This window comes from Sporosarcina sp. P13 (assembly GCF_002743055.1).
GTDB lineage: Bacteria > Bacillota > Bacilli > Bacillales_A > Planococcaceae > Sporosarcina.
Window position 1 is genome coordinate 1 of the sequence record NZ_PDYM01000016.1, and the last position, 11998, is coordinate 11998.

The 11998-nt window shown below is 37.4% G+C and carries 9 protein-coding genes; 5 read left to right on the forward strand and 4 right to left on the reverse strand.

The window, feature by feature from the left end; genetic code table 11:
• Positions 1–411: 411 nt before the first annotated feature.
• From CSV79_RS09035 to CSV79_RS09045, 3 genes are all read left to right on the forward strand, one after another.
• On the forward strand, positions 412–786 hold the full coding sequence (locus CSV79_RS09035) for a DUF1761 domain-containing protein (protein WP_099688724.1): 375 nt from the start codon (positions 412–414) through the stop codon (positions 784–786).
• Positions 787–1230: 444 nt separating this feature from the next.
• Entirely contained in the window at positions 1231–2781 is a 1551-nt protein-coding gene (gene nadB / locus CSV79_RS09040; protein WP_099688725.1) for an L-aspartate oxidase, read from the forward strand.
• A gap of 480 nt (positions 2782–3261) precedes the next feature.
• The gene (locus tag CSV79_RS09045) at positions 3262–4146 is read left to right on the forward strand and encodes a DMT family transporter (protein WP_099688726.1); all 885 of its coding nucleotides are present in this window, start codon (positions 3262–3264) and stop codon (positions 4144–4146) included.
• A gap of 82 nt (positions 4147–4228) precedes the next feature.
• On the opposite strand, the gene CSV79_RS09050 is transcribed toward CSV79_RS09045, so the two are convergent.
• The 4 genes from CSV79_RS09050 to CSV79_RS09065 all read right to left on the reverse strand — a co-directional run bounded on the left by CSV79_RS09050 (position 4229) and on the right by CSV79_RS09065 (position 10654).
• Entirely contained in the window at positions 4229–5965 is a 1737-nt protein-coding gene (locus CSV79_RS09050; RefSeq protein WP_099688727.1) for a glucosaminidase domain-containing protein, read from the reverse strand.
• A gap of 238 nt (positions 5966–6203) precedes the next feature.
• Positions 6204–8471, reverse strand: a complete 2268-nt coding sequence (gshAB, locus tag CSV79_RS09055) for a bifunctional glutamate--cysteine ligase GshA/glutathione synthetase GshB (RefSeq protein ID WP_099688728.1) — start codon at positions 8469–8471, stop codon at positions 6204–6206.
• A 226-nt stretch (positions 8472–8697) separates the two neighbouring features.
• Positions 8698–9534, reverse strand: coding sequence for an S-formylglutathione hydrolase (fghA, locus tag CSV79_RS09060; RefSeq protein ID WP_099688729.1), 837 nt, complete (start codon positions 9532–9534; stop codon positions 8698–8700).
• 4 nt (positions 9535–9538) lie between these two features.
• Positions 9539–10654 carry an S-(hydroxymethyl)glutathione dehydrogenase/class III alcohol dehydrogenase gene (locus CSV79_RS09065; protein ID WP_099688730.1) on the reverse strand — a complete coding sequence of 372 codons (1116 nt, stop codon included), beginning with the start codon at positions 10652–10654 and terminating at the stop codon, positions 9539–9541.
• Positions 10655–10779: 125 nt separating this feature from the next.
• Between CSV79_RS09065 and CSV79_RS09070 the strand changes: the two genes are divergently transcribed.
• A complete protein-coding gene (locus CSV79_RS09070) occupies positions 10780–11151 on the forward strand; it encodes a winged helix-turn-helix transcriptional regulator (RefSeq protein ID WP_099688783.1) in 372 nt (123 codons plus the stop codon).
• A 22-nt stretch (positions 11152–11173) separates the two neighbouring features.
• Positions 11174–11827 (forward strand): peptidylprolyl isomerase, encoded by a 654-nt coding sequence (locus CSV79_RS09075; protein WP_099688731.1) that lies wholly within the window; start codon positions 11174–11176, stop codon positions 11825–11827.
• Positions 11828–11998: the final 171 nt, after the last annotated feature.

Below are 11998 nucleotides of genomic sequence, written 5' to 3' on the forward strand. Positions count from 1 at the left end.
CCAGATCTGTAAAGTTCGACAATTGTTTGTTTAAATTCCTGGTTATAACGTTTTTGTTTCATTCCGGACACAACCTCTCTATTTATAGGATAGAGACTTAACTAACTTGTGTCCATACATCTATACTAGCTCCATAAATATACTTAGGTATATAAGGAAGAATCGCTCTATAAGTAAGCGAGGATTTTAAAATTTAGAGATATGCTAAACAAATCTAGATAAGTTTTTAGTATGTTGATCGAATGTTACTCAGAGTTGGATAGCTATTGTTTGCCGATTGGCGGGTATAAGTATTTGGAGAATTCGCCCGAACTTTTGCACATGGACAAAGTGAGTGCTACAATCAATCTCAATTGCAGAATCAGTGCAATTGCTTTAGCCATAGAGCCTGAAAAATGGGGGGTAAATATAATGTCAATTGATTTAAGTGAGGTAAATTATCTAGCTATTCTTATAGGTGGAATCTTGTATATACTTTACGGGGCGATCTATTATTCAATAGTAGTAGGGAAGGAGAACGAAAAAAACGGTGCGTTAAAATATATAATTTCAGTGATCGTTGCCTTTATTAGTTCCACTTTTATTGCACTACTAGTTCAAGCGACGAGCTCAAATAGTTTGTTTGAAGGTGCTGCTGTAGGAAGTACTATTGGCATTGTCATTTCAATTGTTTATTTGAAAAATACATTATTTGGACTCATAAATAAGAAAAATTGTTTAATTGCGATTGGTGACCATTTGATTATTTTTACTTTACTAGGAGCACTCCACGGACTTTTTGTTTAATCATATCGCTTTTATAAATTGAAACGAGTAAAAACAAGGATCTCTCATACATATGGGGATCCATTTTTTATTCCTCATCTAGGGGAGTTAAGGTGGACCCCATTATAAATTAATGAGGATTTTATTTAAAACAATAGAATGAGTAGAAGAATATTTGTTGTATGAGGTTTTTCTTGTAGCTCTAATAAGAATTCTACCTTTTTAATTTTTACTCTATCCTAGAAACTCTCCTAAGTATAATTCAATCAATTTTCTAAAATAATTTAGGAATAGGATGAACATTAGAAACTCCATTTTCGAGAATTTAAATATTTGCTATGGTAGTTCTAAAAATCAATTATTTTTATTAAATACTGTATTTTTCGAATGAAAAATCTTGTTTTTAGTTTAAAACTGTGTAAATATAGGTGTCAAGACAGTTGTTAATTTTGGGGGCTTTATATTATGGAATGGAATGATGTTCTTATTATTGGCAGTGGGGTTGCGGCATTACAGTTAGCTAAGTCACTTAGTAGTGATAAAAACGTGAGGATACTCACAAAATCACATATAAAGAATGCGAATTCTTATTTGGCACAAGGTGGGATTGCTGCTGCCGTCGGTATCGGGGATGACCCGACCAAGCATTTTGCTGATACTCTTGAGGCAGGAAGATTTCATAATAATGAAGACTCCGTCCGTGAAATATTGAATGAAGCACCTACGTTGATTGGAGACCTTTCTAACGAAGCCAATATTTTTGACCAAGACCAAAATGGAAATATACTGCTCGGACTGGAAGGAGCTCATAGTGAAAATAGAATTGTTCATTGCGGTGGTGATGCAACAGGAAAAAATGTCATTGAGTACTTGATTAGTAACCTATCTGAAAATATAAAGGTCGAAGAGAATGTCTTTGCTTATGAATTAATCATCAATCAAATGCAAAACCGGTGTATTGGTGTAAAGGCTAAAAACCTGGATGGAACAATCCGTAGTTTTTATGGAGAGTATGTAATTCTTGCAACGGGTGGTTGTGGGCAAGTATATCGCTATACTTCAAGTGCCCCAACTGTAACAGGTGATGGGATTGCTATGGCCTACTTGGCAGGTGCTGAAATTGTAGATATGGAATTTATTCAATTCCATCCAACACTTTTATATAAAAATAGGGAAACACTAGGCTTAATTTCTGAGGCAGTTCGCGGGGAAGGGGCTATTTTAATTACTGAAGATGGAACCCCCATTATGGAAGGCGTTCATCCCTTAAAAGATCTAGGCCCACGACATATTGTTTCTCAGACAATATTTACCTATATTGAAAATGGCCATAAAGTATATTTGGATATTACAAGTATTAAGGACTTTGAAAAGAAGTTCCCATCCATTACAGCTATTTGCCAGAGAAACGGGGTAAATTTGTCGGAAGGAAGAATTCCAGTTGCTCCTGGTAGTCACTTCTTAATGGGTGGTATCAAAACAGATTTAATTGGTAGGACTTCAATAAATGGACTATTTGCTATAGGAGAAGTAGCATGTACAGGTCTTCATGGTGCAAATCGTTTAGCCAGTAATTCATTGTTAGAAGGGCTTTATCAAGGAAAAAAGCTATCGCATTGGATTAATACAAATTCAAAAAAAGAGCACTCTCTTGATTTGCCCCGTTCTGTTCCTTTCATTCAAGAGAAAAGAATTTATCTTCCAGATGTCCAGGTTTTAAAGAATAGTATGATGAAAAGAGTCGGGATTATCCGTTCTAAAGAACTTTTAGAAGAACAAAATAATTGGCTGAAGGAGTTAAGTTTAAGTGAATTAACGGAGTTTGATTCTTATTCTATTCAAGATATTGAAGTGATTTTTATGTACATCACATCTACTCTTATTACGAAAGCAGCATTATGTAGGACAGAAAGCCGTGGTGGCCATTTTAGAGAGGACTTTCCATATGAAGACGATGTGGATTGGTATAAAAAAGTAAATCTTCATAAACATAAAAGTAAAATTTTGATGAAATAAGGCGTTTGTTGTTAGCAGTGTACTACGTATTTCATAATGCATATCGTACCTAATATATTTACTTGTATAAGTTGATGTTTGATACCAAAAAAGTTCCTCATTTTTTCTGTTAGTAGCGGAGAAAAATGGGGGCTTTTTTCTTTGCCTAAAGCAAGTTTTGGCATTTTTCTATAACCTTGATAGAAAGACTGATGTACTCGATTTGATAGTTTCTCAATGGATGTCATCAAGAAACTTCATTTGTGTTTCCGCTTTGGTGCAGAGATACGCACTTGATCCGTAAAATAAGTTGAAAACTTAGGTGTTTTGCGATATAACGGTGCAATGTAGAGGTTCTCTGTTCTAAATCATCGTTGTATTTTAAATATGGTCGAGCCTACATTTTAGTGAGTGGATATATCCAAACAAAAATGTATACGAAAAGTCTAAGTGAGTATAGAATAGGACAGTTAGCACTTTGTTGTAGGAAGGGTGATAAATATGTTAAAAGCATATGCTTGGCTAACTCTTTGTGTAATGGTGTGGGGTAGCAATTTTGTATTTGGAAAAATGTTAGTCCAAGATTTTTCTCCGGCTCTCTTAACCATGCTCAGACTTTTGTTTATTGTTCTATTTTTAATTGGATTATCTTCATACAAACTACACTTTAAACGTGTTAATAAATCCGATTTACTGGCGGTTTTTTTTCTGGGGGTTATTGGTGTTTTTATAAATCAGTGGTCATTTTTTGCGGGGTTAGAAACAGCTGATCCAACAACATCTGCATTAATTTTAGCAACAACCCCTATTTTAACTGGTGTATTAGCGGGTATTTTTTTAAAGGAAAAATTAACAATTCGTATGTTAATGGGGTCTATTGTGGCGATAATAGGTATTTATTTTGTTGTAGCAAAGGGAGATTTATCTTCTATACATATTGATAAAGGTTTATTATGGATTGTTGTAACGATGATTACATTCGCCATTCTGATTATCATGACGAGGCTTCTGTCTAATAGAATGGATCCACTTACCATTACTTTATACTCGAATGTTGTAGGATTGATTGTATCAATTCCTTTTGTCTTTTTGCTTGATACTCCCGTACGAGCAAGCTCTAAAGTGTCCGATTGGTCTTTTCTGATTGTAACTGCCGTTGTTGTACATGGTATAGCAATGTTAATTTGGAATAACAACATTAGACATGTAGATGCTTCAAAAGCTTCAATACTATCTAATTTAGAACCTTTTGTAGCAATGATAATGGGCTTGGTATTGCTATACAAACCAATAACCGGAGCAGAAATTTTAGGATCACTATTTATAGTGGGGGGAGTAGTGTTATCTACATATCAGCGAAAGAGGCTAATTAGTCGTCTGAATTAGCAGGACCTATATCAAAAAAAGCTAAGCTTAAGTTACCCGCCATATTATTTGGGGTGTAGCTTTTAGCTTAGCTTTACTTTTATTAATGTGTAGTTACAATGCGAACATTGTCAGTTACTGTGTATAGATCAGTTCCGTCTTTTGGTAGCTCAGAAATGACGCGTAACCAACCAGTTGTTTCGGAAGGTGTAGTAGAAAGAGTAATCGGCATTTTATCAAGACGCTTAATTGTCCTGTGAAGCTTATATTGATAAGCGCGGTTGTCGTTATTACCACCCTTTACGACAGGCTCTTTACGAATACTAACATCTGATAATGTCGTAAAACCGATATTATATTTTTTATAATCTTTGCTACCTAGTTCTTTATCTATGCTATACATATGACCTGCTGTTTTTGCACCCCAGTATGGGTCTGTAGCATATCGGACGTTCATCCCTATCATTTTATTTCCAAGCGCAAGGCCATTGTAACGATAGTCTTTCATATTAACAGGGTTTAAATAATTTGTATTTAATCCATTTACTAGGGACGAGATATTTTCCGTGATGGATGCAAAGTATTTAGGCGATGAGATGATGACGTCTGTTGAACAGTGATCATCACTATCCGTTACGTTTAGCCCGAATAAGTTGTTATAGTTTTGGGCGTGACAACTCATGCCATAATCATTTTCATGGATAGCAAGTGATAAAATAAACAATGCGTTTATACGATGCTCTTTTTCAATCTTTTTTAATGTAACACCTAGCCCTTTTAATGGACTTTTTATTGTTGCGTTTGCATATCTGACGTGGCTTGTTTTCTCTATTGCCGCAAGTTCACTATTAATATAGGTATCTATCTCCGCGGCACTATAGCTTGTAGGTACACGAGGCGATAGATAATGGAAGTAGGCATATCCTTCGCCTGCGATTTCACCATTTTCATCGATAAAGTTTGCTCCGTCCATACTATAATATTTTACGCCTTTGTTTAAGAACACTGGGTTTTCACCAATTAAATAGGGGCTATCATACTTTCCTTTATGATGGCGATAAATGTAGTGCCATAAGCCCTTTTGATCTGATATATAATACGACTGTCCTTTTGCTGCAGCCGTGGGAAGGAGTGTAACATCTTCATGTTTAACATACATGTTCTGCCCAAACGCGTTAACTTTTACATAGTCCGATGTAGCATCTACATAGATGAGTTCAGTATCAGTATCCACACCTGTGTAGTCAAACTGTGGTGTAAAGGTTGCTTGTTTGTAAATAATGGTGACTGGTTTAGTATTAGTTGTCACAAAACCAGATGGAATTTTAACGAACTTGTCATTTAGCATTATGCCTTGACCTTCTTGTAAACTAGCGTTTGCCTCATCAAAAGTAGGGTGGTTTGAGATGGATGAATAAGTTCCGTTTTCATGAATATTGACGACAACATAGCCTTCTACGACTGTAAAAGGTTTTATAATTGGTTGTTTTAAGGTTTTAATTTCTTTGTTAACTTGTCCTAAAGTATCCGCTGTAATATGTAAAGTGTATGTTTGACTTAGCTCGTAACCTGCTTTAGGTGGACGAACCGTTACGACATCATCTTTGACGGAAACTGTGACAGCCTGTTTGACCTTTTTACTATTCATAACGTAAATAGAGTTAGATGTAATGCTAGATTCAATAACAGGAAAATTGAACTTAATTGTCCATGTTTTATCGGTAGGCACATCGATTACTTCATCCGTTAAAGTTGTTGCATTTGCTATTGATAGTGGAGCTAGTATTAATAATGTAACTAGTAAACAAACCATATTCCATTTTTTTAAAAAAAACGTCATTTTTTCATCTCTCCTTATTAATAGAAACCCAGTACCATTAATAATACACTGTGTTTAAGGAAAGTGGATGAAAACATCAATTAAATATTTCGAGGTGAACCTTATCATATGTAACTAGTGTTCTAATGCTTTATAGTAATTACTCTCAGTTTAGTTTATTTAATAATTCTGCGCATAGGAAAACGACCACTTCCCGTCATGCAGAAACGACATCTACATTTAAGGAAGAGGCCAACTATTAAAGTTGCTTTAGTTCAGGGAATAAGTAATGCAATATATCCATCGTCAAACGTCTAGATTTACCTTTATACGGATAGATATGCATATACATCGATGGATTAAAGTTTGCTTCAATAATTCCGTAAGCACCCGGCTTTTCTGCAGGAACATCGATATCTTCAATAATTAAATCGATACCGCTAATTTTAGCTCCAAGTGCGGCAACCGCATCTACAGCTATTTTTTTGTAATCCTCGGAAATTTGGTCCGTCACATCAATGGAATCTCCGCCAGTACTGACGTTAGAGTTCTCACGTAGATAAACGATTTCGTTGTCTTTTGGAATCGAATCCGGCTGATAGCCTTGGCCTTTGAGCATCAGAACCTCTAATTCACCAAGTTGTATGAGTTCCAAAGGTGTGCGGTGATCGGTTCCTCGTAATGGATCACGATTCTTTTCTTCAACTAATTCTGTGATGTTGCGCTTACCGTCTCCTGTGACGTTCGCGGGCACGCGTAACATCACTGCGAGGACTTTATCATGCAACACAAAGAATCGGTATTCTGTACCGTTCAGGAACTCTTCTATCAAGATAGAGGAATCTTCATCGAATGCAATTTTGATTGCCTGTTCATAATCTTCGTAGCTTGCGCCATCTTTAAAAATCGATATTCCTAATCCATAGTTTGTTGTCTTCGGCTTTACTACAAAAGGTGTCTTGGCAAATAGTTTATAAGCACGTAAAGCTGCTTCAATACTATTAAATTCATCGCCAAGCGGAACACGGAAACCTTCTTGATGAAGGATTTTCTTTGTGACCGTTTTATTTTCCATAATTAAAGTGGAAACATAGGTGTCCTTACTTGTCATATTACCGTTTTTAACATATTCCACGTGGTCATGCAATTTGAGTTTCAAAAACTGGTCTTGACGATCCAGAATCTCTATTTTAATCCCTTGTTGAATCGCGTCATGTAATAAAATCTGCGTCGATAACTCCATATCAGTGAACCCCGTTAATTCATACGGTTTTTTCCATAACTTTGTATAAGTTTTCTTGGCAAGTTCTACAGCTACTTGGCTTTGACTACTTTTTTGGCTCTCTGTATACAGTCTGCCAGCTAAAGTCTTGCTTGGATTCTCCAGCATACCTCTTAGGTTGCAGAATAATGATTCGGAAACAGGTAAATCCAATTCCTTCGACAACTTTTCCATTCCTTCAACTAACTCATAAGCTTCTGCCTCAAACTGTGTTTGTGTTAATGGATGCTCAAGTGCCACGATATCATTGTACGCATCACCTGCATTTCCCCACTCATCACTTTGTAGATCTTCATCTTTCGACAGCAGATACAGTAAGAACAAATGTAGGAACTCTGCTTGTTCGTAGCTGATGCCATTTGTTTCAAAAGGATTCAAGTCAATATTGCGCAATTCCACATAACCGACACCATCGTTCACGAAATCCGCCACATGGTTGCTACCACGTAAACGGATAGCTGAGTAAAATTCTTTTTCTTCCACCAGTAATCCTTTATTTACCATAGTAGTCAAGTCTTCGATATGTTTCTGTATCGTGCGGAATGATACTTTCACGTCATCGGAATTCGTATAGCCGAATCTACTGCTTCTGATACTTCTTGCCGGCTCATTTGGCTTGTCGTTGCACCCGTAAAAGTTCTGTTCACTAGTTGGGGAGGCACCGTAAAAATAAGTCACCAACCAACGATAATGTAAGTAGTTTCGCGTAAGTTTTAAGTAGATTTCTGTTTTAAACTGTCGATAGTCTGTGATTTCCGACTGTAAATCAAACAAAGCCCGAAGCAATTTATCGTCAAATTCAAAGTTGAAATGAATGCCACAAATCATTTGTTTTCGACGTCCGTATGAATTCGACAGCGATCGACGATAGAGAACATTTTCGAGATTTTTCAACTTTGCAATCTCAATGTCTTCTTCTTTTTCTGGTAATGCAGGGGGCATACTTAACGGCCACAGCATTTCCTGTTCACCCATTGAATGATAAGCAACGTCATGAATACCTGATAGGTAATTAAACAGTTCATCTAGTGTGTCTAAAACAGGAGTGATTAGTTCCATTTGCGTTTCCGCGAAGTCTCGCTGAATATACGGGTGTTCGTCTGACATTGAAATACATGTGGGATGATCCGTTGTAGCTAAATTACCTTTTAAATCGACACGTTGGCCTTCTTTTTCAATGCCGTAACGGGCTTTTAATAGATAGGGCTTTACACTGTCATCGCCCAACATACTTTTCAAATCCATCGTAATTTTACCTCCTAATTAACGTGCCTTTTTAGATAGTGAACTGTGGTAAATAAAAATATCCACATTATAATCAATGTGGATATTTCAGCTGTTAAACAAAAAGTGGGAGAAGTATCCCGTTACTCTGCGTTACAAGCCACGCCCTCCGGAAAGTGTCTCCACGGAAGTACAATTTCCTTGTACACATTAAGTTTACTATCTCTTGTCTACGCTTTGAAGTTATTTATTTTAAAAGATGCTTCATATGGAAAGCAAAGTGTTCGTCTAAGAAAGTAGAGATGAAGAAGTAGCTATGGTCATAGCCTTCTTCTTTATTATAATCGACCACTTGGTCATGTTCCCGTGCATTTTCTAAGAATGTCGTTTCGTCTAACTGGTTCGGATAAAAGTCATCTGCAGTTCCTTGTGTAATAAGAATCGGTGGAATGTTTGCTTCTTTGACTAGCTCTGAAGCATCCCATTCTTTCCACGACTCTTGATCTTCGCCAAGGTAAGCTGTGAACGCTTTGATTCCCCAAGGAACGTTGCTAGGGCTTAGAATAGGGGAGAAAGCAGAAATGGCTCTGAATCGCTTCACATTTTTCATGCCAATCATTAATGCTCCATGTCCTCCCATTGAGTGACCCATGATACTTTCCATTCCGGAAAAGTTAGGTACTAAACTAGACGCAATACCGCTTAATTCTTCAGTAATATACGTATACATATTGTAATTTTTAGCCCAAGGTTCTTGTGTCGCATTTACGTAGAAACTTGCACCTTGTCCAAGGTCCCATGCTTCATCATTTGCAACCTGTTCTCCACGTGGTGAAGTGTCTGGGATGATCACTGCGACTTGATGTTCTTCAGCTAAGCCTTGAAACCCGCTTTTTTGACTAAAGTTATCGTCAGTACATGTTAATCCAGATAACCACCAGATCAGTGGAATTTCTTTGTTTTCTTTATTTGACGGTAAGTAGATACTAAATGTCATATCACATTGTAGAACTTCTGAATAATGGTTGTACTTACACTGTTCTCCACCAAAAGAGCGTCTTTGCTCAATGCATTTAAGACTCATGATCTCACTCTCCATATGTTAGTACTGAACGAATTGATTCGCCTTTATGAAGCAAATCGAAAGCCTCATTGATATCTGTGAAGTTTAATTGGTGTGTGATAAATGAATCTAAATCAATCTTACCATTCTTAAACTCCTCAATCATGCCCGGCAATTCGGTTCTTCCTTTGACTCCACCAAATGCTGAACCACGCCATACGCGACCTGTTACTAATTGGAATGGCCGAGTGCTAATCTCTTTACCACCAGCAGCTACGCCGATAATAATACTTTCGCCCCAACCTTTATGACAGGCTTCAAGAGCAGAACGCATGACATCGACATTTCCGATACACTCGAAGCTGTAATCTACTCCGCCTTCTGTCATGTCAACGATGACTTCTTGGACTGGTTTATCAAACTTCGAAGGGTTAATAAAATCAGTAGCCCCCATTTTTTTAGCTAATTCAAATTTATCTTCATTTAAGTCAATCGCAATAATACGACTTGCTTTTGCTTGAACCAATCCTTGAATAGCGGCTAAGCCAATAGCTCCTAAACCAAATACGGCTGCCACAGCGCCTTCTTCAACTTTCGCTGTGTTGTGTACAGCCCCAATCCCTGTAGTCACACCACAACCAAATAGACATACTTTATCAAGTGGTGCATCTTCTTCAACTTTTACTAAAGAGATTTCAGATACCACGGTATATTCACTGAACGTACTCGTTCCCATATAGTGATAAATAGGCTCGCCATTGTAAGAGAAACGAGTGGTTCCATCAGGCATTAACCCTTTACCTTGCGTTTCGCGGATTGCGCCACATAAATTTGTTTTACCTGAAAGACAGAACTTACACTTTCCACATTCAGGTGTATACAGTGGAATGACGTGATCTCCTGGCTTTACTGAAGTTACACCTTCACCAACAGAGACAACAACGCCTCCACCTTCGTGACCTAGTACGGTAGGGAATACGCCTTCTGGATCAGCGCCTGATAATGTGTAAGCATCTGTATGACAGACTGAAGTGTACAAAATCTTTACTAATACCTCTCCTGCTTTTGGTTCTTCAACATCAATCTCCACAATTTTAAGCGGTTCTCCAGGTTTAAATGCAACGGCAGCTCTACTTTTCAAATGAAGCCCTTCTTTCTTTTGTTTATTGTATTTACAATTCCATCATTACATATTATAATTCATCAAGCAATACTGACGCTTTTGTCACTATGGACACAAGGGGTAATGGAAAGAGGTGAATAATGATGGAGATTGAATATAAAGATAAGACGTATTTTACGAGTAAGGATTTAGCTTTATCTGTTATAGGAGGACGTTGGAAAATAGCGCTTATCTGGTGCTTATTACAAAAGTCACCATTGCGTCTAAGTGAGATAGAGAAAAAACTTCCCGATGCTAACCAACGTATGCTAATTAGACAACTAAGAGAATTGGAAGAGGATAAAATAGTTACTAGACTTGTTTATCCTGTTGTACCTCCTAAGGTGGAGTATCAACTAAGTGAGATTGGGCTTCTTTTAGAACCCGTTGTAACATCTATTTGTGATTGGGGCGAACAGTTTAGTGCCACATTAGAACAAGAAACTAGTAATACAGAGCGTGAATTAATAAACTAGTGTTATAAAGGAGTTAAAACATATGTTCAACCGAACAGGACTTTATTTACTACTCACTTTAACAGCACTCACGCTCATTCTAGCAAGTTGCGGAACAACTACTGAAAAAGAGCAAGAGAAACCTGCAAAAACAAGTAATTATTCATCTGAAGTAAAAGAAAATCCGATTGTTACGATTACAATGGAAAATGACGAACAAATTATTATGGAATTAGAGCCTACTGTAGCACCTAATACGGTAGCGAACTTTATTTCATTGGTGGAAGATGGATATTATGACGGATTGATATTCCATCGTGTCATTCCTGATTTCATGATTCAGGGAGGGGATTCTTCTGGCAATGGCTCAGGCGGGCCGGGACATTCGATTGATGGGGAGTTTACGACGAATGGTTTTGAGAACAATTTACTGCATGAGCGCGGTGTAGTTTCAATGGCTCGCAGGCAGGATCCAAATTCCGCTGGCTCACAGTTTTTTATTATGGTAGCAGACACTACCCAGCTTGACGGGGAGTATGCGGCATTTGGAAAAGTAGTTGAGGGGATGGACGCAGTCGATGCAATTGTCGCTGCAGAACGTGATTCTATGGACAAGCCCCTAGAAAATCAAAAGATGAAGAAGGTAGAAGTGGATACGAAAGGTTTTGACTATCCGGCTCCTGTCGTGAATAACTAATTGCAGAATGACAAAGAGGATCCCACGCAAAAGTTGGGATCCTTTATTTGCACGTCATAATTTAATAAATTCCACGCGATTTCTACCGTTTACTTTTACTTTATCTGCTGCTTTAACACTTCGGAAAATTGTGGAGTTCAATGAATCACCAGGTACATACTTCCAGCAATC

Bases quoted from the DNA above. Each gene is read 5' to 3' on its own strand.
- CSV79_RS09050 (WP_099688727.1), bottom strand. From the start codon at position 5,965: ATGACGTTTTTTTTAAAAAAATGGAATATGGTTTGTTTACTAGTTACA.
- gshAB (WP_099688728.1), bottom strand. From the start codon at position 8,471: ATGGATTTGAAAAGTATGTTGGGCGATGACAGTGTAAAGCCCTATCTA.
- CSV79_RS09035 (WP_099688724.1), top strand. From the start codon at position 412: ATGTCAATTGATTTAAGTGAGGTAAATTATCTAGCTATTCTTATAGGT.
- CSV79_RS09075 (WP_099688731.1), top strand. From the start codon at position 11,174: ATGTTCAACCGAACAGGACTTTATTTACTACTCACTTTAACAGCACTC.
- CSV79_RS09070 (WP_099688783.1), top strand. From the start codon at position 10,780: ATGGAGATTGAATATAAAGATAAGACGTATTTTACGAGTAAGGATTTA.
- CSV79_RS09045 (WP_099688726.1), top strand. From the start codon at position 3,262: ATGTTAAAAGCATATGCTTGGCTAACTCTTTGTGTAATGGTGTGGGGT.
- fghA (WP_099688729.1), bottom strand. From the start codon at position 9,534: ATGAGTCTTAAATGCATTGAGCAAAGACGCTCTTTTGGTGGAGAACAG.
- nadB (WP_099688725.1), top strand. From the start codon at position 1,231: ATGGAATGGAATGATGTTCTTATTATTGGCAGTGGGGTTGCGGCATTA.